The organism is Alkalihalobacillus alcalophilus ATCC 27647 = CGMCC 1.3604, from assembly GCF_000292245.2.
In the GTDB taxonomy this organism is placed as follows: Bacteria; Bacillota; Bacilli; order Bacillales; family Bacillaceae_D; genus Alkalihalobacillus; species Alkalihalobacillus alcalophilus.
The window spans coordinates 1-23,694 of the sequence record NZ_ALPT02000046.1 but is presented as its reverse complement, the minus strand read 5'-3'; the positions used below and the strand labels follow the sequence as shown (position 1 = coordinate 23,694).

Sequence of the window (23,694 nt, the reverse complement as noted above, 5' to 3'; positions counted from 1 at the left end):
GTACGAAAAAGTGACGAGCCAAAAGATGAAATGAAGAAATGAAGGGGCTTCTACCGTGAGAAATATTTATTTTAATATGAATACAAAAGAAAGACGAGCGGCCATTGTCGAACATGATGAAGTCGTTGAATTTATGATTGAACGACCAGTTGAGAAACGAATTGTCGGCAATATTTATTTAGCTCGAGTCGTTAATGTGCTACCGGGCATGCAAGCCGCTTTTGTCGATATTGGACGTGAAAAGAACGGCTTTATTTATCGAGATGACTTGCTTTCTTTTCATTTATTAGAAGAAGAGGATGAAAAAAAGAAAAAACGCAGCATTTCTGAATTTGTTACCCAAGGAGAAGAGCTTCTTGTCCAAGTGACAAAAGAAGGTTTTGGAACAAAAGGACCTCGCCTAACAAGTCTCATTTCTTTACCTGGCCGATATGTTGTTTATTTACCAGAAGGCGGATATGTAGGGGTTTCTAGAAGATTTTCCTCTGAGGATGAAAGGGAACGTTTAAGAGGAATTGGTGAAAACCTTCTTCAAGAGAATGAAGGAGTGATTATCCGAACGATTTGTGAAGGACTTTCAGAGGAAGAACTCAAACAAGAGCTTCATTTTTTACGGACTTTTTGGGCGGAATTGCGCCAAGATTTAGTAGAGAAAAAGGCACCAAGTCTCTTGCATCAAGATTCGGGTTTGTTTGAACGTATTGTAAGGGATTTTGCTCACCATTCAATTGGGGAAATCGTGGTCGATCATTTACCTGATTACAAAAGATTAAAGCTTTTATTTGAGTCCTATCCTCATTTAAGTAATGCCTTAAGGCTGTATCATGGGAAAGAAAATATTTTTGAGGCATTTGGAGTTGAAAAAGAATTAGAGAAAGCTTTAAAACGCCAAGTGTGGTTAAAAAATGGAGCGTATTTGATGATTGACCAAACCGAGGCCTTAACGGTAATTGATGTCAACACAGGAAAGTTTACCGGAAAAACCAATTTGGAAGATACGATTCTAAAAACAAATATCGAGGCAACAAAAGAAATTGCCAACCAGCTAAGATTGAGAGATATTTCAGGTATTATTGTGATTGATTTTATTGATATGAAAAAAGAAGAGGATAAAGAAGCGGTTTTAAAAGCTTTTAAAAAGGCTTTAAAATCAGACCGTACCAAAACAAATGTTGTTGGAATGACTGGTCTTGGTTTAGTTGAAATGACTCGAAAAAAGGTGCGAAACAACTTGCAAGCGAGTTTATCAAAAACATGTCCAACATGTCATGGAAAAGGCTCAGTTCTGTCTGATGAAGCTCAAGCCTTCAAAATTGAACGGTTATTATGGGAATATAAAGGTGGCGATCAAGAAGCCGTTGTCATCGAGATCCCAAGTAAAGTTCAGACAGTTCTCCTAGGTGAGAAAGGCCAACATTTAAAACGTCTAGAAGAGGCACTAGCTTTTCGAATCCTTATTTACCCTAATAAAGCGATGAATGAAGAAGCCTTTGCACTCCGCTATAGTGGCACATTAGATGAAGCTATCCACCGCCTAGAACAACTAAAAAAATCGAAATAAAAGATAAAAGAATCCATTTTGTGCTTTCAAAATGGATTCTTTTGCGTTAACTATGCTTGTATTATGAAAATATAATTTTATATTGATTATTTAATTGTAATTATTTCTTATTGATAATCATTATAATTAATGTTATGATATAAACATAATAAGAAAACAAACAAGGAGATGGATGAGAATGAATCAACAATTAATTACAAAAGTAAATGAGCAATTAGCGAACTGGTCTGTATTATTTACAAAATTACACAATTACCACTGGTATGTTAAAGGTGAACAGTTTTTTACTTTACATGCAAAGTTTGAGGAATTATACGGAGAAGCAGCGGTACAAATTGATGAGATAGCAGAACGTATTTTAGCGATTAAAGGAACACCCGTTGCGACTATGACTGAGTATTTACAGCTGGCAACTGTCAAAGAAGCAACTAGAACTGAAACAGCCGAAGAAATGGTAGCATCTGTTGCAGATGACTTTGAACGTATGGTCTTAGAAATGAATGAAATTATCGAGTTAGCAGAAGGTGGAAACGATGAGCCAACAGCCGACATGTTTATCGCATTAAAAGCTAACTTAGAGAAACACGCCTGGATGTTAAGAGCGTTTAATCGTTAAGGTGAAGGCAATATAGAGGAGAAGGTATAAGAATGGTCTAGTTCTTATGCCTTTTTTCTGTGTAGTGTGAGGATTTGGGCGGTGTTGATGTGAAAAAAAGACAGAGAAACGCCGCCAAAACTCGTTTGCCTAACATTAAGACAAATAACGTCAAAGCTCTTCAAAAAGGCTAAGTTCGAGATGTAATTCTTTTCGGAAGATTGATTAGAAAAAGACATAAAAAACGCATCGTGTAAGGATTGACAGTGGATTTGCTCATGTGGTATGATTGCAAATGTTAGTTATTTGGTCGCACCCAAACGACTACAACCGCACGGACTAGGTTTTCAAACGGAATTTTACAATTTCTACCTAATGATGGCGAGTCTGAGTATATGAGGAGGTGCAGAAATGTACGCAATTATTGAAACTGGTGGTAAACAACTTAAAGTAGTTGAAGGTCAAGAGATCTATATCGAGAAATTAGAGGCTGAAGCTGGTGAAACAGTTAGCTTTGACAAGGTCCTAATGGTCGGTGGCGATGATGTAAAAGTAGGAGCTCCTTTAGTAGAAGGTGCTACTGTAACGGCTAAAGTTGAAAAACACGGTCGTCAAAAGAAAATCATCGTTTACAAAATGAAAGCTAAGAAAAACTACCGTCGTAAGCAAGGTCATCGTCAACCTTACACGAAAGTCGTTATTGAAAAAATTAACGCATAATTGACATGATTACGGTAAAAGTAAAACGCAACGATAACCAGAAGATCGACTCATTTTTAATGAGTGGTCATGCTGAATCCGGTCCATATGGATATGACCTCGTCTGTGCGGGGGCCTCCGCTGTGTCATTAGGTGCAGTGAATGCGATTTATTCGCTTCTGAATGTCGAATTAGATGTTGAGATGAAAGAAGATGGTGGCTATCTTTTTTGTTCTGTACCAGCTGGTCTGGATGCGGACACGCTTGAGAAAGTTCAGCTTCTTCTTGAAGGAATGGTGGCATCACTTCAATCGATTGCACAAGAGTATCATGAACATATGACCATTATAGCCAGTAAATAATGAGGAGGTGGATACTATGTTAAGAATGGACCTTCAGTTTTTCGCTTCGAAAAAGGGAGTAGGTAGTACTAAAAACGGACGTGACTCACGCTCTAAGCGCCTAGGTGCTAAACGTGCAGATGGTCAAACTGTAACAGGTGGATCAATTTTAGTTCGTCAACGTGGTACTCGCGTTTATCCTGGAACGAACGTAGGTAAAGGTGGAGACGATACATTATTTGCAAAAATCGACGGCGTTGTGAAATATGAGCGTGTTGGTCGTGACCGCAAACAAGTAAGCGTATATCCAGCATAATGAAAAAACCTTGAATGAGCCTTTAGCCCATTCAAGGTTTTTTTGGTTTAAATAGTCGATGGTGCTAAAGGAAAAGAACTCTAAACCATTGAGTATGGCTAGAGTCCTTTTAAAACATTATCGAATTAACTTAATTGTGTAGCCTCCGATTTCACTCGAATTTCCTTTGCTGCTTCAACCATATTCTTTAGCGCAGCTACTGTTTCTTCTTCTCCACGTGTTTTCAATCCGCAATCAGGATTGACCCAGAAAAGCTCCTGTGGTAAAACTTCAAGGGCACGTTCGATGACTTTTGTCATTTCGTTAACGCTCGGTACTCGTGGGCTATGAATGTCATAGACACCAAGTCCGATGCCTTTATCATACACATTTGTTTCAAAAGTCGAAATAATTTCTCCAGCACTTCTAGATGTTTCAATCGAAATAACATCAGCATCTAAGTCTGAAATTGAATGAATGATCGTGCGGAAATCACTATAGCACATATGCGTATGAATTTGGGTCGAATCTTTTACAGTTGCTGTGCTAATTCGGAATGCTTCAACAGCCCAATTTAAATAAGTCGCCCAATCTTTTTCTTTAAGTGGAAGACCTTCACGAATGGCTGGCTCATCAACTTGAATCATTTCAATTCCAGCTGCTTCTAGTGCTTCTACCTCTTCAATTAAAGCTTCAGCAATTTGATAAGCAACTTCTTGTCGAGTTAAATCGTTACGGACAAATGACCAATTCAGAATCGTGACAGGACCAGTTAACATCCCTTTTACTCGTTTTTCTGTTAGTGATTGGGCATAAACGGTTTCAGCGACTGTCATTTCTTCAAGGAATTGAACATCTCCAAAAATAACTGGAGGTTTAACACATCTAGAGCCGTATGATTGCACCCATCCATTTTGTGTGAAGACAAAGCCACCTAGTTTTTCACCAAAAAATTCAACCATATCATTTCGTTCAAATTCACCGTGAACGAAGACATCTAATTCAAGATCTTCTTGAATCTTAATCCACTTTTTAATCTGTTCCTGTACAAAAGTGGTGTAGGCTTCATTTGTTAACTCACCTTTTCTCCACAAGTTCCGAGATTTTCGTACTTCTTTCGTTTGTGGGAAACTACCAATCGTTGTTGTCGGTAAAAGTGGTAACTGGAATTTTTCGTTTTGGACTTTTTGACGTTCTTTAACAGATGTTGCTCTTTTTGTTTTACGTTCAGAGCTTTCACTAACACCGTTTCGGCGCCAGTCAGATGAGCTAATTTGTTTAAATAATTGATTGTTTTTTTCAAGTACAACTGCTTTTTCTTCTGCATTAGCTGTAGCAAAATGTTTGACGGTTGATAACTCGACTAACTTTTCATCACTAAAGGCAAGAGCACTTAAGACGAGTGAGTCCAATTTTGTTTCATGTTTTAATGTAACAGGGACATGTAACAAACTTGAAGATGGCTGTAAAATTAGTTGCTCAAGTGGGACGACTGTTGTTACTTCTGTAAGTTTTTTATCAATATTCTGTAAGTTTTCTTTCCAAATATTTCGCCCATCAATGATACCAAGAGCTAAATATTTGTCTGCTGGAAAGCCGAATTCTTTTAATGAAGCGATGTTTTCATCATAACCATGGACAAAATCAAGACCGATTGCTTCAACTGGTAATGAAATAATCTCTTCATAAAAGCTGACTGCATCAAAATAAGTTTGTAAAATGACTTGTAACTGAGGAACAGCCTCTTTTAATTTATGGTAAGTAGATGTGAATAGACGGATTTCTTCGTTAGTTAAAGTCTTGACAAGGCTAGGCTCATCGATTTGTACCCACTTGACACCAGCTTGTTCTAATTGCTGCAAAATTTCGATATAAATAGGAATAAAATCGTTCAGATGTTGTTCGAAATCGTTGCTTTGATAACCTTTTGATAATTTAAGGAATGTAAAAGGTCCAAGTAGGACGGGCTTCCCTTCAATTCCGAGTTCTTCTTTTGCTTCTAGATATGCTTCGAGTGGCTTATTATGTACCAGCTTAGGTTTTTTATCTTCTAATTCGGGTACGATGTAGTGATAGTTCGTATTAAACCACTTTGTCATTTCACTCGCAGGAGCTTCCTTCGTTCCGCGTGCTATTGCAAAATAGGTTTCTAAACGATTGGCTTCACCAACTTGATCGAAACGGTTAGGGACTAAACCGAACATGGTCGAATGATCTAGCACATGATCATAAAAACTAAAATCTCCTACAGGAATAAGATCAATGCCGGCTTCCTTTTGTTTTTTTAATCCAAGAAGGCGATACTCTTTCATTGTTTTGAAAAAGTCATCTTCTGTAACATTCCCTGCCCAATAAGCTTCTAATAATTTTTTCCACTCGCGTTTTTCTCCGATTCTTGGATAACCAAGATTGCTTGTTCTAATCTCTCCCATCAAAAAATACCTCCAATTTATTTATAAATATAAAAAAGGATATTTTTACCGTTATGAGTGGGTAAAAATATCCTGTTATACCAATGATATTTTTAACACCTCCCCATCTCCCGTGGGTTAGTCAGTGCTGTTAGAATAGGCAGGTCTCCTGGCTTTAGTGTCATCGCTATAACGATCTTCCCAATTCCAGATAGAATCAGTGATCAAAGGTTATAGCTCTTCTAATACAGTGGCGGGACCGCTCCGGGTTTTCACCGGATTCCCTTTTAAACGTTAAAGAAATTTCATTTAACGTACCTAATCCCCACATTTCAAATTTGTATTCACTTTATCGAAGTAATTGAAAATTGTCAATAAGCAGTTTTCTTTTAGGGCAAATAAGGTGGATAGAATAAAAATTGATTCAATGGAAATATTATTCTAGAAAACAAAAAGGAGGGAACTTAATTGAAAAAACAGTTCGTTATAGGTTTGGCTGTTTTATCTTTTTTAGTGCTGTTTAGTTTGCCAGTGCTTGCAAATGTAACGATCGTTGATTTTGAATTAGAGATTGAACTGAAAGACGGTCAAAAGTATGACCTAGAGTACGAAGTGAAACCTCAATATGTCGTCGCTAAATATCGTGTCCCTAACGTCGAAACAACTTATGGAGCTCAGGCTCAAGCCTCGATTGAAGCGATGTTCCAAGAAGTACCGATGAGTGCAGGCACAAGTAAAAGAGATTTAAAAAATTCGATTTTAAATTATTTTAATATAAATAATCGTGATGTGGAGGATTTTGAAATAGAGATCAAATTTTCCGATGGAACAAAATTAGAATTTGAAAGATAAAAGTGCTTAAATCTTAAAAAGGCTATAAATTTAACTTTAAAGTGGATTTATAGCCTTTTTTGGCCGTGGATGGTGTGAGAAAAAGGAGGAGGAGGCCCGCCAAATCCGAAAAACTCGCCTCAATAAAAAACAATTCACAGCCCACGTGGATTGGTGTGAATCGCTCATGGTCCTATTCATTTAATTTCGGCTCCCTCTTTCCATTCAAATAACAAAAATTCCTCTAAAGTTGATTTTAATAAAAAGCCGTGTTGTAAATAGAAAGGTTTTAAAAATGGGTTAAATCGGGCACAGTCTAGTCGGAGTGAGTACCCAGCGTTAGATGCTATTTTTTGAGCAGATGCAATGAGCTTTGTGCCAATGTTTTCTCCTTTTAACTTGAGTGGAACGACTACGCGATGTAAATAAAAGGAGGGTTTTTCTTTATGGTCTGGCCAAAGGTTAAAATCCCAATCGTCTCCTAGTGTTAACGTAAATGAACCGATTGGTGTCTCGCTCTTGTCTACTAATACATATAAAGTGTTCTGTTCAAAGTCATCTTGTACAATTTGCGTGTTTTCTTGTGTTAAATAAAACTCCCATTGGGAAAGTTCTTTCTTCTGGATATCTTTTGCACGCTCATAAATCCATTTTTGAATGTGGGGGATATCGGTTATAATCGCTTTTCGAATCAATCTCGTCACTCCTCAAATATGTATTAGGTTTATTATAGTGAATAGATGATCCAAATATTAGACTTGAATTTAAATATAAAATCATAGATAATAGTGTTCAAATCTTTAATGATGAGGTGAAAAAAGTGGCAAAATCAAAAGCGAAAAAACAAAGAGAAAAGTTAATGAGGGAAGGCCGTCGCAACCCTGAAAATGGGAGAAGTCCTTATGTAGAATTATCCTTATTTACAAGAAAAACAAAAACAAAAAAAGATAAACTTTATCAAAGAAAACATAAGAACCACTTTTCAAATGAGGAAAAGAGTGGTTCTTTTTATTTTATCGTTTTCCGACAGAAGACTCCTTCCTCCATCGTGAGAAGGGCAAAGCCCAACGAAAGGTGGGAGATGAATGTCGGTTGGTGGTAGCCAAAACGCTCCTTTTCATGATACGATAAGAACAAAAGTTCGTTTTGTGGAGGAGGGAGAGCCGTGCTAGTCAAGAAAGCCTATAAGTTCCGTATCTATCCAAGCAAAGAACAAGAAACCCTGATTGCCAAAACCATCGGCTGTTCTCGTTTTGTATTTAATCGCTTTTTAGGGCAATGGAACGATACATACAAAGAAACAGGCAAAGGATTAACGTACCCTTCTTGTTCGGCCCAATTAACACAACTAAAAAAGGAATTCGTATGGCTAAAAGAAGTGGACAGCACTGCCCTTCAATCTTCTCTGAAAAACCTCGCTGATTCCTATACTCGATTCTTTAAGAAACAAACGAAAGCTCCGCGCTTCAAGTCTAAAAAGAATCAGGTACAATCCTATACGACGAAAGAAACAAACCATAACATTGCCATGGTAGACAACAAAATCAAATTGCCGAAACTGGGTCTTGTTCGCTTGGCCAAAAGTCGTGACGTACATGGTCGTATCCTTAATGCTACGGTTAGACGAAATCCTAGTGGAAAGTATTTTGTATCCATTCTTACCGAAACAGACGTACAGCCCTTGAAGAAAGCAGATTCATCTATCGGTATAGATTTAGGCATTGCGGACTTTGCGGTTCTTTCGGATGGTCGTAAGATGGATAATCATACATTCACAGCCAAAATGGAAAAGAGGCTAAAACGTGAACAGCGAAAACTTTCCAGACGTGCATTAAATGCTAAAAACAATGACATCAATCTACTTGATGCCAAAAACTATCAGAAGCAAAAACGCAAAGTGGCTAGATTGCACGAAAGAGTCAGGAACCAACGAGACGATTTTCTTCACAAATTAAGTACAGACATTATCAAAAACCACGATATGATCTGTATAGAGGACTTGAACACCAAAGGAATGTTACGCAATCATAAGTTAGCCAAATCCATCTCGGATGTATCATGGTCTGCTTTTGTATCAAAATTAGAATACAAAGCGAAATGGTACGGGAAAACCATCTTGAAAATAAGCAGGTGGTTTCCCTCTAGTCAAATATGTTCCCATTGTGGACATCAAGATGGCAAGAAATCTCTTGAAATAAGAGATTGGACTTGTCCTATTTGCCATAAACATCACGATCGAGATATAAATGCCAGCCAAAATATTCTAGCCGAAGGGTTAAGAACTTTCCACTTGGCTTAAACAACATACAGAACCGTAGGAATCGATGGGGATAGCTTGGTCCATAAGAGAAACCTCTGTTAGCAAAGAAATACGCTGGCAAGTACGCTCTGTTCCCAAGAATCTCCCACTTCAATCAGACCGCAAGGTCGATAAGTGGGAGTAGTTCAATTAAATAGTAAGAAGGCAAGGGGCAGGGTTCGTTCTGGCTCTTTTTTGTTTTAAAAAAATATCCTTTTCGTCCTTAATATTAAATTTACAATCTCTACAGAATGTTTACATCGATTTATGAAAGCTTTACAAATGATGCGAACTGTCTTAATAAAGTGCCCTTATACTGAAGTTGTAAAGAGGAGCTAGTCTCCAAAACAAACTGATTGATACAGAAAAGGGGAGAACAATTCGTGAAATCAAAAAAGTATTTTGTCTTACTAGTAGTCGCTTTAATGTCCGCTATTTTAGTAGCTTGTGGTGGCGGGAATGATGACTCTGGAGCAAATGCAGATGCGAACGACACAGATTCAGAGAATCAAAATGAAAGTGCAGAAGTAGAAGGAAATGAAAATGCTGAACTTGAAGGTAGTGTTGTCATTGATGGTTCTGGTACTGTTTATCCCTTAATGGCGATTTTAGCGGAAGAATATATGATTAATGAACAAGAGGGAGTATCGGTTGAAGTTAGCCGTGCTGGAACAGGTGCAGGGTTTCAAAGGTTCTTAGCAGAAAACGGAACAGACTTTAATAATGCTTCACGTGAAATAAAAGAAGAAGAACAACAACTTGCTGATGAGTTAGGAATGGAAGTAAAAGAACTAAAGGTAGCATTAGATGGTTTAACATTTGTTATTAACCCTGAAAATGATTGGGCAACAGAGCTTACGCAAGAGGACGTTGTCCAAATGTTCTTAGCAGATGGCGGAATTGAAAAATGGTCTGATATTAATCCAGATTTCCCAGATACAGAAGTAAATCGTTATGGTCCGAACGAAAATCATGGTACTTATGAGTTTTTCTTTGATGAAGTACTGGAAAAACAAGATTTAGTTGATAGTGTTAACTTGCAACAAGATTATTCAACTCTTGTGAACTTGATTGCTGAAGACCCGAACGGAATTGCCTTTTTCGGATTCGGATATTATGTGAACAACCAAGATAAGTTACAAGCTGTAAGTATTGATTTTGGTGAAGGTGCGGTTGCTCCATCACTTGATACAATCGGCGAAGAGGCAGATTATGCACCATTTACGCGCCCAGTATTCACATATTTAAATGTTGATAATGCGAAAAGCAAACCAGAAGTATTAGATTTTGCCAAATATGTTATGAATCATATTAATGACTTCGCTGGAGAAACTGGCTTTGCTCCGATTCCAGATGAGGAAGTTCAAGGGTTTATCGATTATTTAGAAGGCTTATAAAATAAAAAAGAAATAGAGGAGGGGAAATGAGTTTCTTTCCCCTCTTTTCAAAAGGGAACAAATGGCGAGAAGGGAGCCGAACAAATGAGCAAGACAGTAACGAATAAAAAAACCGTTCAAGAAATGATAGAGCAAAATAAACATAAAAAGAACTTTACAACGATTATGGAAAAGTTAATGCCGAAGCTTTTATTTACCATTGCAACAATTTCTGTGTTAACAACAGTAGGGATCATTTTTACCTTATTAACGGAAACACTTGAGTTTTTTAGACGTGTGCCTTTCTTGGATTTCTTTACGGGTACTGTCTTAAAACCATTGAGTCAAAATCCTGAATTTGGTGTTCTTCCTTTAATTACGGGAACGATATTGTCCTCACTAATAGCGATGCTCGTTGCGATTCCAATTGGGTTGATGACGGCCGTTTATTTAAGTGAATACGCCTCAGCAAAAGTAAGAAAAGTGTTAAAACCGATTTTAGAGTTACTAGCGGGTATTCCAACGATTGTGTACGGATTCTTTGCCTTTACCTTTGTGACACCTATTTTAAGAGCGATTATTCCAGGACTCGAAGCTACGAATATATTAAGTCCAGGAATTGTGATGGGAATTATGATTATCCCAATGGTCGCTTCTTTATCAGAGGATGCGATGAGCTCAGTTCCGAACTCGATGCGAGAAGGAGCTTTGGCTTTAGGTGCTACTAAGCTTGAAGTGACAGGGAAGGTTGTCATTCCAGCCGCGATCTCAGGAATTATTGCTTCGTTTGTATTAGGGATATCGCGGGCGATTGGTGAAACAATGATCGTGACAATTGCTAGCGGTAGTTCAAAAAACTTTACATTCGATATTACTCAATCGATGCAAACCATGACCGCCTATATTGTTGAAATCACAAGCGGTGAAGCTGCTGCAGGCACTACTATTTATTACAGCTTATATGCTGTTGCGATGACATTATTTGTTTTTACGTTATTAATGAATGTTTTAGCCCAATATATTTCCCGTAAGTATAGGGAGGAATACTAATATGCGATATATGGATATGGAAAAAGTTCAAAATAGAATCGATAAACGATTAGTGAAAAATTCGATCGCAAAGTCACTCTTTTTTCTTGCCTCAACATTTGGATTACTCGTGCTAGCGATACTAATTTATCGAGTTTTTTCTCAAAGTATAGGTTGGATTGACTTCGATTTCCTAACAAATAAATTATCAACTCGAGCGGAAAATGCAGGGATTATGGGAGCGATTTTAGGAACGCTTTGGTTGATGCTTATTGTTGCACCAGTTACGATGCTACTTGGTGTTGGGACAGCGATTTATTTAGAATGTTATGCCAAAAAAGGGAAACTACAATCGTTTATTCAAACGAATATTTCGAACTTAGCAGGGGTTCCTTCGATTGTTTTTGGAATTTTAGGTTTAACGGTTTTTGTTCGTGGGTTTGATTTAGGGAATGTGGTCTTAGCGGGTGGTTTAACGATGTCATTACTCGTTTTACCGATTGTCGTTGTCGCCTCTCAAGAAGCTATACGTGCGGTACCAAACCACTTGAGTGAAGCGTCTTATGGGATGGGAGCCACTAAATGGCAAACGATAAAAAATATTATCTTACCATCTGCCTTACCTGGTATTTTAACGGGAGCGATTTTATCATTATCACGAGCGATTGGTGAAACGGCTCCACTAGTCGTAATTGGAATTCCAGCTTTATTAATTCCGTTCCCAGAAAGCATTTTTGACCGCTTTACCGTGATGCCGATGCAAATCTATTATTGGACATTGGATTCAGCCTTAGTAGCAGAATACGCTAATTTAGCAGCGGCAACGATAGTGGTTTTATTAGTTGTTTTATTCTTAATGAATTCTATCGCGATTATCATTCGAAATAAATTTCAAAAGAGATATTAGTCTTTAGGAGGAGAAACGATGACGATGTTGACGGAACCGAAAAAGAAAGAAATTTCCATTTCAGTGAATGAAAAACCGAGATACCAAGCACTAGATAAAAAGGTCGTTTACGATACAAAAGGCTTAAATTTATGGTATGGTCAAGATCATGCCCTGAAAGATATTAACCTTTCAATCTATGAAAAAGAAGTAACTGCCATTATTGGGCCGTCTGGATGTGGGAAATCTACTTATTTAAAAACGTTAAATCGGATGGTTGAGCTTGTCCCTATCGTTCGGGTATCAGGAGATATTCAACTAAGAGAGCAAAGTATTTTTAAGAAGTCTTTTAAAGTAGAAGAATTAAGAACGAGAGTCGGAATGGTTTTTCAAAAGCCTAATCCATTTCCGAAGTCGATTTATGATAATATCGCTTATGGACCAAGAATTCATGGAATCCGTAATAAAAAAATATTAGATGAAATCGTGGAGCAAAGTTTAAAAGGGGCCTATATTTGGGATGAAGTAAAAGACCGATTAAATGAAAATGCATATGGATTATCTGGAGGGCAGCAGCAACGTCTTTGTATCGCACGTTGTTTAGCGATTGAGCCTGATGTTATTTTGATGGATGAACCGACTTCAGCTCTTGACCCGATTTCAACGTTAAAAGTAGAAGAGCTTGTTCAACAATTAAAACAAGACTATAGTATCGTTATCGTTACACACAACATGCAACAAGCAGCACGTATTTCTGATCGGACTGCGTTTTTCTTAAATGGTGAAGTCGTTGAGTATGACGAAACGGACAAAATTTTCTCGAATCCAACCGACCGTCGTACTGAAGATTATATTTCTGGTCGATTCGGTTAAGGGGGAGCAATCCATGGCAGGCAGAGAAAATTTTCAACAACAGCTACAAGCAATTAAAGATCAATTGTTAGGGATGGGAACAAGGGTTTCAGAAGTTTTGAATGAAACACATGTAGCCTTCCGTGAAGCTGATTTGATTAAGATGGAATCGATTATTCAAGACGACCATTTTATCAATGAGCTTGAACATCAACTGAATGATTCCGTTACGCTTTTAATAACAAAACAACAACCAGTCGCTACCGATTTACGAAAATTGATTGTAACATTAAAAATTTCGAGTGATTTAGAGAGGGTTGGCGATTTAGCTGTCGATATGGCAAAAGCAGCCCGTCGCTTAGACGATTCAACGTTAACTGAAATCAAAGACAAAATGCTTAAAATGTTTCATCTTGCCGAGCAAATGATTGAGGAATCATTAAAAGCGTATGACGACTCGGATGCCATGCTCGCTCAACGAATTGCTTCCCTTGATGATCATGTTGATCGGATGTACGGTGAAATCATTAAGGAGCTATTTGAAATGAATTCAGGTGAGGTTGGAGTGAATCAAATAACCCAACTCGCCTTTATCGGACGATACATTGAACGAATTGCCGACTATGCTACAAACATTACTGAATGGGTGATTTACGAGCTTAACGGTAAACATTTTGACTTAAATTAATGCCATACGACAACAGAGCTATCCCTAAAAGGTCATAAACATGACGCTGATGGGGTAGCTTCTTTTTTATCATTTCATTAAAACCTAATGAACCGTAATGAATAGCCTCAATCCCATCGCATATAAATGAGTAAGGAGAATAAGTGATTTCAACTCTCATTATGTGAGATGAGGAGTGGTTTAATAAAATGACAAGGCTCTTTTTTTTAATGTTATCAAAAAATAAGCTCTTAAATCATTTGGCGAAAAAGTTTGGTTTACAATTTGGAGCAAAACAAGTCATTGCCGGGACAACATTTGAAGAAGCACGAAAAATTATCGAAAGTTTGAATGAACAAGGTTTTTTAGTAACAATTGACCATTTAGGAGAATTTGTTACAACTAGGGAAGAGGCTCTTCAAGCCACAGTTACTTGTTTAGATATATTAGATAAGATTAATAAATATCATCTGAAAAGTCAGTTGTCGATTAAGTTGACTCAACTAGGATTAAGTATTAGTCCGCAGTTTTGTTACGAAAATGTTAGAAAAATTGTAATGGCGGCCCAGCGGTCAAGTAACTTTGTTTGTATTGATATGGAGAGCTCTGATTATTGTCAAAATACGATAACGTTGTTGGAAAGTTTACGAAATGAATTCCCTAATGCAGTTGGGACTGTGATACAAGCTTATTTGTTCCGAGCTAAAAGTGATATTCAACATTTAAAAGGGGCTCGCTTACGGCTTGTTAAGGGTGCCTATAAAGAAGCGAAAACGATTGCTTTTCAAACAAAAGAAGAAATTGATGTTCAGTATTTTGAGAGAATTAAAGAGCATTTACGAGAGGGAGAATTTACAGCGATTGCTACCCATGATCATCGAATCATCGAAAAGGTGAAAATTTTTTGTTTTAAAGAAAGAATTCCTCGACATAAATTTGAGTTTCAACTTTTATATGGATTTAGGGAATCTTTACAAAGGGAGTTAGTGAAACAAGGCTATCATGTCCGGATTTATGTACCTTATGGAAATGACTGGTTTGCTTATTTTATGAGAAGATTAGCCGAACGTCCGCAAAATGTTTCGTTCGCTTTAAAAGGATTTTTGGGGAAATAGCTCGAAATATATATTGTGAGAAAATATCACAATGGAGGTAGCTTTATGACAAAAAAAAGATAGGCATCATTGGTGTACCATTAGACTTAGGACAGAGCCGAAGAGGGGTCGACATGGGTCCAAGTGCGATTCGGTATGCAGGACTTGAAGCGACTTTAAAAAGGCTGAGCGATGAAGTGTTTGATTTTGGAGATATTCCTGTTTCTAGGGAAAGGGAAAAGGTGCAAAAGCTAAGGCATTTAAACGAAATTGTCGAAGCTTGTACAGCGTTAGCGAATCAGATTGAGGAAGTGGAAACAGCCGGTTATTTTCCGTTGGTTTTAGGGGGCGATCATAGTACAGCGATTGGGACGCTTGCTGGTGTTGCCAAAATGAAAAAAAATTTAGGGTTAATTTGGTATGATGCCCATGGGGATTTAAATACACTTGAGACATCTCCGTCTGGAAATATACATGGTATGCCGCTAGCGGTTAGCCTTGGTTTAGGGGAAGACGAGCTAATCGAAATAGGAAAGGCTAAAATTAAAGTAAAACCTGAAAGCGTTGTCATCATTGGGGCTCGATCTTTAGATGAAGGAGAAAAAGCACTAATTAAACAACTTGGAATTAAAGTGTTTACGATGCACGAAATTGACCGGCTTGGTATGGCTCATGTGATGGAGGAGGCGATTGCTCATGTGACAAAAGGGACAGATGGTGTTCATTTAAGCTTTGATTTGGATGCCTTAGATCCACTTGAGGCTCCTGGAGTTGGGACGCCTGTAGTTGGTGGTGTCACGTATCGTGAAAGTCATTTAGCGATGGAAATGTTAGCAGAAGCAAAAATCATTACGTCAGCAGAGTTTGTGGAAGTGAACCCGATTTTAGATGAAAAAAACATTACGGCTGAAGCGGCGGTTGCTTTAATAGGTTCATTGTTTGGTCAAAAGCTTCTTTAATGGAGGGAAGGAAGCCAAAAATCCTTTTGAATTATGAGGGTTCTATGGCAATATAGGGCTAAAAGTTTCTTCTCATTCATCTTTCGCTTATAATACTAATGAGGACAAGTATTAACTTTAATTATTTTAGGAGGATTAAAATGGAAACAATGTTTAGCCATTTGCATTCAAGTGCATGGGCGATTACAGTTTTGCTCTTTATTATTGCTTTTTTCTTAATAAAAGGTGGAAAAGCAAAAGCAGGAAAAATTCTACATATGATTTTACGATTGTTCTTTGTAATCATGCTCGTTTCAGGTATTTATCTACTATTTGCTCTTTGGGGATTCGCAGCAATGTACGCGGTAAAGGGCTTGTTAGCGATTGCCTTAATCGGTTTAATGGAAGTCATTTTAACGAGAACAAAAAAAGGGACGTTAAACAATGCCGGTGTATTATGGGGAGCTTTTATTATTATCCTAATAATTGTACCATTAATGGGCTTTAGAGTAATTTCCTTTTAATTAAAAGATGGTGCAGCTTTGAGATATCGAAGCTGTACTTTTTTATTTTTAGAAAAAAATGAGAGGTTGGGAAGCGGGCGGTGAGTTTTCTTTATGCTAAAATAGAAGAAATAAATCTTTTGAAAATCGGGATAGTAAGGGGAAATGATGATGAATTGGGTTGTGAAAGAATTTAATCAGCTAACGAATGAAGAACTATATGAAATCATTCGTTTACGTGTAAATGTCTTCATTGTTGAACAAAATTGTCCATATGAAGAATTAGATGGAGCAGATAAAAAAGCGTTACATTTATTTTTAAAAGATGAGAAGGGAGCTATGTTAGCTTACAGTCGGCTTTTTCTTAAGGGTGACTATTTTGAAGAAGCTTCGATTGGGCGAGTGATTGTCGCACAAAAGCAACGATCCCTCGGTTATGGTGTTCAGTTATTAAACAAAGCGATTTCCATTTTAGAAGAAGAAAAAGAGCAGAAGTCGATTTTTATTCAAGCTCAATCTTATTTAGAGAAATTTTATCAATCATTTGGTTTTTATTCGGTTTCAGAGTCTTATATGCATGATGGCCTCCTACATACGGACATGAGGAAAGAAAGGAATAAACCAATTGGAGGGAGTATATGACATATATTGTTTATGGAACTTCGTTTAGAGAAGTAGCCAAACAAGAGCGACTAGATGAGCTTGTTGCCTTCCAGGAAAAAGAAGAGACGAAGGTTTATTATGTGTTGCCTTCGCGGATCTGGTTAAGTAAAGGAGCAGAGCGTCAAAAAAATCTTCATTATTTAAACTTCGATGAATTAGCTCAACTTTTTATTCAAAAGATTGAACCAAATATCATTTCCATTACAGAGCACGAGCGGACTTTGTTTTTCCAACAATTTGTAGAGCGGAACCAATATGAATTTGAAATAGTTGAAACGCTCGGTCAATCAAAGGGATTTGCTGATACTTATGGACAGTTAAAAAGGTTGGGTTTAACGCTCGATGATATTCCAGAGTCCTTGATCCAGTTAACGAGCTTATTTGAAGAATATGAAAAGCAAATTTTAAAAGATAACAAAATGTACGATCCAGAAAATCATATTCTCTTTGCGATTGAATTGTTAAAAAAATATCCAATCGATCCAGTTAAAATCGTCGTTGATGGATTTTATAGCTTTAATCCTTTGCAATATTTATTAATTAAAACCTTTAAAGAAATAGGCATGTCGATTGAGGTTAATTTACCGAATGATCGCAACTTTTCGATCGTTGAACAAACGAGGATAGAACTCGGGCAAATCGGTTTTGCCGATCACTATCATCTAGCTGAAGCGAATGAGGTAACCCAAAAAAAGAGCTTAGCCGCCGCTTCTACGAAGGAAGAGGAATTAAAAGCAATCTTATATGAAATCGCAGAATCGAATTTGCCCTTTTCGGAACAGGCGATTTTATTTGCAAATGAGCGAGAAGAAATAACCCCCCTTTTAAATCAGGCGCAACGATATCAAATTCCTTTTCAAACAGCTAAACAAAAAAAGTTATCAGAGACAGGGATATATCATCTGCTTCAATTAAGTTTTGAAAAACAAGGTGGACCATTATCTAAATGGGATTCTCTTGCTTTATTTGAACAAGTTCTTTCACTTTCTTTTTTAGAGGCGAATAAATATATTAAGGAGAAAAAAACGTTCTTATCAGAAGGACAGGCCATAAATGAGCAAGTACAAGCTATTTTTCAAACGACTAGGAACTGGACCTGGCCGAAAAAGGCTTCTTTTATGGATTATTTAAATATCCTTAAGCAGTTTTTAGAGGAATTAAATTGGCAAGACATTTGGGCGTTAAAATTAAGGGAAGAAGAAGATCTTGTTCTTTTAAAAAATATTTCAACTGAAAAACGTGCTTTAGAAAAATTGGAAGAAAAGATCAACGAGCAACTTGTCACACTGACTGATCGTGGGTTAGGTTCTCTCTTTATGAATCAGGAGTTATTTTATGAGTGGTTAAAAGAATCGAGTGAGGCGATCGAACTTTTTATTGAGAGAGGACATAAGGACGGTGTGGCACTGCATACTTGGCGCGATATTGGCTTATTTAAAGGAAAGAAATTATTTGTGGTCGGGATGAATGAAGGGATTTTTCCTCGTTCTCATACGTTGTCAGGTTATTTAAACGAACGTGATCTATCAACCCTTCCTATTGTTAATGGAGCTCCTAGTCAGCTGCTGTCTCGTAAAAGCCAGGAAGCTTTTTTTCAACAACTATTTTATGTGGCAAAGGAGATTGTCTTTTCGTATGTCCGTGGACTTGATGCCGCCCACCCACATTTACCATCGCCTATTTTAGAGGGGCTTGAAATGGAAAAGAAAGATTGGACGTTCGCAAAAAGAAGTCAGCTAAAAAATGTTTTAGGCGAAGCAGAACAAGAAGAATTTTTATCTTATTTTGTGGGGAAAGGTTATGAACTCCAAAAGAACGTTTTACCAGCTCATTTGAAGGCGTATCAAAAACGATTCCAACGTTTGGAGTTGTTTGAGGAAAGCATTGAAAAAAAACACCAGCAGAAAAGAAAAAAAGGGGAAACAACAGTTACAGCTCTTGAGGCATATGCAAGATGTCCTTTTAAATATGCAATGGAACGAGAGCTACAGATTCAGGAACCTGTTCTGCGTTCAGAGCAAGTTTCTCCTTTAGATATTGGTGACTTCGTTCATGACGTGATTGAATCGATTTATAAGGAATTACAATTAATTGGAGTTCCTTTCTCTTCGATAACCGATGATGTCAAAATGAAAGTACCGAGCTTACTTGAACAGAAATTTGAAGACGGTTGGGAAGAGATAGTGGAACGGAATGCTGAGATTAGTGCGTTAGATTTAAAGCTTTTAAAGAAATTATGGAAAAGAAGGTTGAAGAAATGGTGGTTAGCGGAAAGAAAACATTTCTGGGACAATGACAGAATTCCATCAATGAAGATCGAAGCATTAGAAGCTCCGATTCATTTTGACTTTACTTTATCCACCGGTGAGAACCTGCATCTAAGAGGGAAAATTGACCGAGTTGATACGGATCAAAAAGGGTTTACAATTTACGATTATAAAACGGGACAAGCATCGATCAAAAGGGAAGAAATTCAAGCCGGATTAAAGCTCCAACTGCCGCTTTATGCGTATGTGATGCAAAAGCAGTTAAGTGAGCAATTGAACCAAGAGATGACAGGGTATGGAGCGAGTTATATTAGTTTACGCGACCCAAAAAAACGAGCAGGTAATGGCGTATGGCGACCTGATTTTATTGGTAAAGATTCACCCTTTTTAGTAAGTTCAAGAACGAGAAATCAGGAATCTATGTGGGCTACGGACGATTATATGAATGAAAATGAACTCCCAGAAAAAATCGAGCAATTATGGAAAGGGACATTTACAGAATATCCAGTAAAACCGTTGGATTGTTCGGACTTTTGCCCATATAAACCGGTTTGTCGTGTGACAGAGGAGCAGAAAGAAAGGGGGATCAGCGATGAAATTTAATCAAGCCCAAGAACAGGCGATTTTTAATGAACATTCTTTAGTCGTCATTTCAGCTGGAGCTGGTTCTGGGAAAACACGTGTTTTGACAGAGAGAATCGTATATTTATGTGATTTAAAGCGAACGAATCCTGAGCACCGTATGGGTGTGACAATCGATGAAATTGTTGCCATCACTTTTACGGAAAAGGCCGCCCGTGAAATGAAAGACCGAATTCGGAGCCGTATTAATGAAAAAATCGCTGACTCCGTAGAGGATGAGGAGCAACGATTTTGGTTGGAACAAAAGGATGCGCTTGAGAGGACGATCATTTCGACCTTTCATAGCTTTTGTCAGCAAATCCTTAGTCAATATGCAATTTATGCAAAACTCCCACCACGGATTAAAGTGATCGATGAGCTTGAAGCGAATCAGTTAAAAAAGGAACTTATTCAAAAGCTGTTTCAGCAAGCCGCTTTTGTAGAACGAGCGGAGCCCTTTTTTGATTATCTGACAAAAGACAGTTTGACAGACTATCTTTTTTCCATATTAAATCAAATGCGTGAGTGGTTTGTCGGACCATCAAAGGTTCAGGAGCTGCGAGTTGAGGAGATGGTCGAGATTCAAAAAGCGGCTGTTCGGCAACAATTGCTTGAAAAGATTCAATCCTTTCATACAAAAGCGAATGATTATATTCGCCAATTTTCAGCATATGGTGAGTTAACGGCGGCTCAAAAAAAACATGTTCAAAAGATAGAGACTGGTTTTGCTAACTTGCATGAACGTTTGCCTGTCCGAGAATACCTAGAGATATGTGAGGAGTGTATGCCAAATCGTACCGATAAAAAATGGCAAGAGCAAATTCCGCCACTATATGATTTATTTGAATTGGAGTGGAAGCCATTAAAAAAATGGTGGAAGGATATGTCAGGAAGCATAGGGTTTAGTGAGCAATCGGTCGATCTTTTGAAACGATTGGTGGAACTTATTAAACAATTTGATTATGCCTATCAAAGCCGAAAAGATTATTTAGGGTTCGTTGATTTTTCTGATTTACAGCAAAAAGCCGTTTCACTTTTAAATAATCCAAGTATTCAAGCAGCCTGTCGGAAGCAATACCGCCATTTTATGATAGATGAATTTCAAGATACAAACCAACTACAACTCGAAATGTTAAAGCGAATAGACCCCGATTATCAATTTATTGTGGGCGATACGAAGCAATCAATCTATCGGTTTAGAGGGGCTAATGTTTCTTTAATGAACCAACTGGAGGAAGACGCCGAAACAGACCAAGACGCTGAAACAATTTTAATGAATACGAATTATCGAACGACTGATCCTGTCATTCAAACGGTGAATCATATATTCTCAAGTATCATGAAACCTGAACCTGACTTTGCCTTTGAAACAAAGTATACGGCCCTTGAGGCAGCTAGGGAACCAGAATCAATCGAAAAGAAAAGTATCGAACTTTTTAAAACTGATGAAGATGAGGATCAATATATCCAACTTGCTAGAAGGCTCGTGACGATGATGGAAGAAGGAAAACCATTAGTAAATTCTAATGGAGAGTGGCAACGACCAAGTTGGAAAGATATTGCGATTTTAATACCAACAAGAACACAATTACTTCAACTAGAGCGTGCTTTGACAGCTTACCAAATTCCTTATACCGTGTATGGAGGGATCGCCTTTTTTCAAAGGCAAGAAGTGATTGATTTTATTCATTTTATCCGTTGGTTGAACCGCCCATTTGAGGAACTTTATCTAACGGCTTTGCTAAGGAGTCCTTTAATTGGATTAACATTAAATGAGCTATTGGATATTCAAGAACAATTAGAGGAAGGGCAGTCTCTTTATGAGTTCCTTTATACGTTAAAAAATGAATTAATTGCTGGACCTGTCATTTTTGAAGCCGCCTTAAAACTTCAAGGTTGGTTAGAAGCGTATATTTCAAGTAAACCTACACAATCTATCTCAAGCTACTTACAGCGAATGTTTGAAGACATTGGTTTGAAAAATAGCTTATTGTTGCAAGAGAATGGCTTACAAAAGGTGAAAAACGTTGAGAAGTTAATTGGCTTATTAGAACAAAATCAATGCCGTCTTTATGAAGAAATGGTTGAGGTTATTGATGAACGGATGCAATTGAGTGAAAAAGAGGGCGAGGCAGAAATAGAAAGGCTTGATGGAGATGCCCTTCACATTATGACTGTTCATGCGTCTAAAGGCTTGGAATTTCCAATTGTTTGTTTGCCACAAATGGATCGACGTCCACGCCCGGATGCAGGCCTTATTCGTTTTCACCCAGAGCTTGGGATTGTTTTTAGATTAGAATCAGACGAAGAAGAGGAACAAATAACGGCTGTAGTTGAAACACCGGGTTACCCGATCGCAAAAGAATTAGGGAATTTAGAAGCTCGAGAAGAAGAGAAGCGGTTATTTTATGTAGCGGCAACAAGGGCAAGAGATCATTTGCTTATGGTCGGATGTGAAAAAGGGAGTAAGCATTCTTGGTTAGAGATGGTTGAGTATGCTCAAAGTGCAACTGGGTTATCACAATTGATTGAGGAAGAAATCGGCACCTTAAGTGAACAAGTTTGGTTACCGGTAGGGCAAAATTACGAAGTACCGAAATTATTAAAAAGCAGGGAAGTGTTAACGCCATTATCGGTTTCAGAAGTCATGACCTTTATTCATGATAAAGGGACTTATTTTGAACGATATGTTCTTGGGTTAGAAGAAGAAAGGAGCTCAAATGAACACTCACCTACTCAGGAAGAAGCTTTGCCAATTAAAGCAAATGAATTTGGAACGATTGTTCATAAGGCCTGTGAGCTTTTAGATAACGGAATCGACGAAGAGCAGGCGATTGATCAGTCTTTAAATAAAATAAGTGAAGCTGATGTGAAAGAGAAGGTTCGTCTAGAGTTGCAGGAGTTACTAAAAACATATAACCAAAAGATTCGAGCTCAATTAGGACGTCCAGTAGCAAATGAATGGAGCTTTTCATTTCCATTAGCCCAAGCAGGAGCGGAAATAATCGGAGAGATTGATAAAATAGTCGAGCGAGAGGGCATGATTCATCTAATTGATTTTAAGACGAATAAAATCGAACAAACAGGTGGTGAGCTCTTATCAATCTATGAGCCGCAATTGTACTTATACAAAATGGCTTATGAGTATCAAGTCCAAAAGGCGGTCGAATCCACTTCATTATTTGTCTTTAGAGATCAACATAAGCCAATTCATTCATTAGTTTTTTCAGAAGCGAACGAAAAAAAGTTAATGACAGAAATACAAGAACTAGTAAGACGAAAAAAAACAGCAACAGCAAAATCTGAATGGCTAGCAAGTAGTCAGTAAGATTATGCGGGAAAAGAAAAGAAAAGAAGAGTCGACAAGGAGCAATGCAACCGCTTGTCGGCTTTTTTGTGTTACTAGTCAAGCTAGGGGAAGGTAATGAAAGATGGGTTAGGTGGTGGTTAGGGTACGAAAAGCTGCGGAGAAGTAATGAAACTCGCCTTTTGTCAGGATTAGGGTTCGAATAACTGGGGATTAGTAATGAAAATGAAGTTTTGCAGGGATTAGGGTTCGAAAAACTTGGGATAGGTAATGAAAATGAAGTTTTGCAGGGATTAGGGTTCGAAAAAACTGGGATAGGTAATGAAAATTAGATTTTGCAATGATTACAGTGCGAATCACTCGGGATAGGTAATGAAAATGAAGTTTTGCAGGGATTAGGGTTCGAAAAACCTGGGATAGGTAATGAAAATGAAGTTTTGCAGGGATTAGGGTTCGAAA

At 37.7% G+C, this 23,694-nt stretch carries 21 protein-coding genes, 1 riboswitch and 1 other annotated feature; of the genes, 19 read left to right on the top strand and 2 right to left on the bottom strand.

What is annotated here, in order from left to right:
* Positions 1 to 55 precede the first annotated feature (55 nt).
* From BALCAV_RS13165 to rpmA, 5 genes are all read left to right on the top strand, one after another.
* The gene (locus BALCAV_RS13165; protein ID WP_003321800.1) at positions 56 to 1,561 is read left to right on the top strand and encodes an Rne/Rng family ribonuclease; all 1,506 of its coding nucleotides are present in this window, start codon (positions 56 to 58) and stop codon (positions 1,559 to 1,561) included.
* Between the two features lie 178 nt (positions 1,562 to 1,739).
* The gene (locus BALCAV_RS13160) at positions 1,740 to 2,177 is read left to right on the top strand and encodes a Dps family protein (protein WP_003321801.1); all 438 of its coding nucleotides are present in this window, start codon (positions 1,740 to 1,742) and stop codon (positions 2,175 to 2,177) included.
* 297 nt (positions 2,178 to 2,474) lie between these two features.
* Positions 2,475 to 2,555: a sequence feature (ribosomal protein L21 leader region), on the top strand.
* A 12-nt stretch (positions 2,556 to 2,567) separates the two neighbouring features.
* Positions 2,568 to 2,876 (top strand): 50S ribosomal protein L21, encoded by a 309-nt coding sequence (rplU, locus tag BALCAV_RS13155; RefSeq protein ID WP_003321802.1) that lies wholly within the window; start codon positions 2,568 to 2,570, stop codon positions 2,874 to 2,876.
* A 5-nt stretch (positions 2,877 to 2,881) separates the two neighbouring features.
* Positions 2,882 to 3,217, top strand: coding sequence for a ribosomal-processing cysteine protease Prp (locus BALCAV_RS13150; protein ID WP_040323999.1), 336 nt, complete (start codon positions 2,882 to 2,884; stop codon positions 3,215 to 3,217).
* Between the two features lie 16 nt (positions 3,218 to 3,233).
* A complete protein-coding gene (rpmA, locus tag BALCAV_RS13145; protein WP_003321804.1) occupies positions 3,234 to 3,512 on the top strand; it encodes a 50S ribosomal protein L27 in 279 nt (92 codons plus the stop codon).
* 125 nt (positions 3,513 to 3,637) lie between these two features.
* Here the strand turns inward: rpmA and metE are convergent, their stop codons facing one another.
* Positions 3,638 to 5,923: a 5-methyltetrahydropteroyltriglutamate--homocysteine S-methyltransferase gene (gene metE / locus BALCAV_RS13140; RefSeq protein WP_003321805.1), complete on the bottom strand. Its 2,286-nt coding sequence runs from the start codon at positions 5,921 to 5,923 to the stop codon at positions 3,638 to 3,640.
* A gap of 121 nt (positions 5,924 to 6,044) precedes the next feature.
* A riboswitch (cobalamin riboswitch) is annotated at positions 6,045 to 6,240 on the bottom strand.
* Positions 6,241 to 6,370: 130 nt separating this feature from the next.
* Between metE and BALCAV_RS13135 the strand changes: the two genes are divergently transcribed.
* The gene (locus BALCAV_RS13135) at positions 6,371 to 6,754 is read left to right on the top strand and encodes a YusW family protein (protein ID WP_003321806.1); all 384 of its coding nucleotides are present in this window, start codon (positions 6,371 to 6,373) and stop codon (positions 6,752 to 6,754) included.
* Positions 6,755 to 6,930: 176 nt separating this feature from the next.
* Here the strand turns inward: BALCAV_RS13135 and BALCAV_RS13130 are convergent, their stop codons facing one another.
* The gene (locus BALCAV_RS13130) at positions 6,931 to 7,428 is read right to left on the bottom strand and encodes a GNAT family N-acetyltransferase (RefSeq protein ID WP_003321807.1); all 498 of its coding nucleotides are present in this window, start codon (positions 7,426 to 7,428) and stop codon (positions 6,931 to 6,933) included.
* A 125-nt stretch (positions 7,429 to 7,553) separates the two neighbouring features.
* Between BALCAV_RS13130 and BALCAV_RS13125 the strand changes: the two genes are divergently transcribed.
* From BALCAV_RS13125 to BALCAV_RS13065, 13 genes are all read left to right on the top strand, one after another.
* The gene (locus tag BALCAV_RS13125; RefSeq protein ID WP_152563052.1) at positions 7,554 to 7,835 is read left to right on the top strand and encodes a hypothetical protein; all 282 of its coding nucleotides are present in this window, start codon (positions 7,554 to 7,556) and stop codon (positions 7,833 to 7,835) included.
* Between the two features lie 63 nt (positions 7,836 to 7,898).
* Positions 7,899 to 9,032 (top strand): IS200/IS605 family element RNA-guided endonuclease TnpB, encoded by a 1,134-nt coding sequence (gene tnpB, locus BALCAV_RS13120; protein WP_040323998.1) that lies wholly within the window; start codon positions 7,899 to 7,901, stop codon positions 9,030 to 9,032.
* Between the two features lie 383 nt (positions 9,033 to 9,415).
* On the top strand, positions 9,416 to 10,429 hold the full coding sequence (locus tag BALCAV_RS13115) for a PstS family phosphate ABC transporter substrate-binding protein (protein ID WP_003322356.1): 1,014 nt from the start codon (positions 9,416 to 9,418) through the stop codon (positions 10,427 to 10,429).
* Between the two features lie 84 nt (positions 10,430 to 10,513).
* Positions 10,514 to 11,458, top strand: a complete 945-nt coding sequence (gene pstC, locus BALCAV_RS13110; protein WP_003322357.1) for a phosphate ABC transporter permease subunit PstC — start codon at positions 10,514 to 10,516, stop codon at positions 11,456 to 11,458.
* Position 11,459: 1 nt separating this feature from the next.
* Positions 11,460 to 12,344 carry a phosphate ABC transporter permease PstA gene (gene pstA / locus BALCAV_RS13105; RefSeq protein WP_003322358.1) on the top strand — a complete coding sequence of 295 codons (885 nt, stop codon included), beginning with the start codon at positions 11,460 to 11,462 and terminating at the stop codon, positions 12,342 to 12,344.
* Positions 12,345 to 12,362: 18 nt separating this feature from the next.
* Positions 12,363 to 13,196 (top strand): phosphate ABC transporter ATP-binding protein PstB, encoded by an 834-nt coding sequence (gene pstB, locus BALCAV_RS13100; protein WP_003322359.1) that lies wholly within the window; start codon positions 12,363 to 12,365, stop codon positions 13,194 to 13,196.
* Between the two features lie 13 nt (positions 13,197 to 13,209).
* Positions 13,210 to 13,863: a phosphate signaling complex protein PhoU gene (phoU, locus tag BALCAV_RS13095; RefSeq protein WP_003322360.1), complete on the top strand. Its 654-nt coding sequence runs from the start codon at positions 13,210 to 13,212 to the stop codon at positions 13,861 to 13,863.
* 188 nt (positions 13,864 to 14,051) lie between these two features.
* Positions 14,052 to 14,957: a proline dehydrogenase family protein gene (locus tag BALCAV_RS13090; RefSeq protein ID WP_003322361.1), complete on the top strand. Its 906-nt coding sequence runs from the start codon at positions 14,052 to 14,054 to the stop codon at positions 14,955 to 14,957.
* A 113-nt stretch (positions 14,958 to 15,070) separates the two neighbouring features.
* On the top strand, positions 15,071 to 15,895 hold the full coding sequence (gene rocF, locus BALCAV_RS13085; RefSeq protein ID WP_235213116.1) for an arginase: 825 nt from the start codon (positions 15,071 to 15,073) through the stop codon (positions 15,893 to 15,895).
* A gap of 140 nt (positions 15,896 to 16,035) precedes the next feature.
* Complete coding sequence (locus BALCAV_RS13080) at positions 16,036 to 16,398, top strand: DUF1516 family protein (RefSeq protein ID WP_003322364.1); 363 nt, start codon at positions 16,036 to 16,038, stop codon at positions 16,396 to 16,398.
* Between the two features lie 150 nt (positions 16,399 to 16,548).
* Entirely contained in the window at positions 16,549 to 17,019 is a 471-nt protein-coding gene (locus BALCAV_RS13075; RefSeq protein ID WP_003322365.1) for a GNAT family N-acetyltransferase, read from the top strand.
* Positions 17,016 to 19,910, top strand: a complete 2,895-nt coding sequence (locus tag BALCAV_RS13070) for a PD-(D/E)XK nuclease family protein (protein WP_003322366.1) — start codon at positions 17,016 to 17,018, stop codon at positions 19,908 to 19,910. The genes BALCAV_RS13075 and BALCAV_RS13070 overlap by 4 nt, the downstream gene beginning before the upstream one ends.
* Positions 19,900 to 23,256 carry a UvrD-helicase domain-containing protein gene (locus BALCAV_RS13065; RefSeq protein WP_003322367.1) on the top strand — a complete coding sequence of 1,119 codons (3,357 nt, stop codon included), beginning with the start codon at positions 19,900 to 19,902 and terminating at the stop codon, positions 23,254 to 23,256. The genes BALCAV_RS13070 and BALCAV_RS13065 overlap by 11 nt, the downstream gene beginning before the upstream one ends.
* Positions 23,257 to 23,694 lie beyond the last annotated feature (438 nt).

What these genes read in the sequence shown, in the direction of transcription:
- rocF (WP_235213116.1), top strand. Translation starts at nt 15,071, where the DNA reads ATGGGTCCAAGTGCGATTCGGTATGCAGGACTTGAAGCGACTTTAAAA.
- pstC (WP_003322357.1), top strand. Translation starts at nt 10,514, where the DNA reads ATGAGCAAGACAGTAACGAATAAAAAAACCGTTCAAGAAATGATAGAG.
- phoU (WP_003322360.1), top strand. Translation starts at nt 13,210, where the DNA reads ATGGCAGGCAGAGAAAATTTTCAACAACAGCTACAAGCAATTAAAGAT.
- rplU (WP_003321802.1), top strand. Translation starts at nt 2,568, where the DNA reads ATGTACGCAATTATTGAAACTGGTGGTAAACAACTTAAAGTAGTTGAA.
- pstB (WP_003322359.1), top strand. Translation starts at nt 12,363, where the DNA reads ATGACGATGTTGACGGAACCGAAAAAGAAAGAAATTTCCATTTCAGTG.
- BALCAV_RS13080 (WP_003322364.1), top strand. Translation starts at nt 16,036, where the DNA reads ATGGAAACAATGTTTAGCCATTTGCATTCAAGTGCATGGGCGATTACA.
- BALCAV_RS13160 (WP_003321801.1), top strand. Translation starts at nt 1,740, where the DNA reads ATGAATCAACAATTAATTACAAAAGTAAATGAGCAATTAGCGAACTGG.
- BALCAV_RS13150 (WP_040323999.1), top strand. Translation starts at nt 2,882, where the DNA reads ATGATTACGGTAAAAGTAAAACGCAACGATAACCAGAAGATCGACTCA.
- BALCAV_RS13070 (WP_003322366.1), top strand. Translation starts at nt 17,016, where the DNA reads ATGACATATATTGTTTATGGAACTTCGTTTAGAGAAGTAGCCAAACAA.
- rpmA (WP_003321804.1), top strand. Translation starts at nt 3,234, where the DNA reads ATGTTAAGAATGGACCTTCAGTTTTTCGCTTCGAAAAAGGGAGTAGGT.
- BALCAV_RS13090 (WP_003322361.1), top strand. Translation starts at nt 14,052, where the DNA reads ATGACAAGGCTCTTTTTTTTAATGTTATCAAAAAATAAGCTCTTAAAT.
- metE (WP_003321805.1), bottom strand. Translation starts at nt 5,923, where the DNA reads ATGGGAGAGATTAGAACAAGCAATCTTGGTTATCCAAGAATCGGAGAA.
- BALCAV_RS13065 (WP_003322367.1), top strand. Translation starts at nt 19,900, where the DNA reads ATGAAATTTAATCAAGCCCAAGAACAGGCGATTTTTAATGAACATTCT.
- pstA (WP_003322358.1), top strand. Translation starts at nt 11,460, where the DNA reads ATGCGATATATGGATATGGAAAAAGTTCAAAATAGAATCGATAAACGA.
- BALCAV_RS13075 (WP_003322365.1), top strand. Translation starts at nt 16,549, where the DNA reads ATGAATTGGGTTGTGAAAGAATTTAATCAGCTAACGAATGAAGAACTA.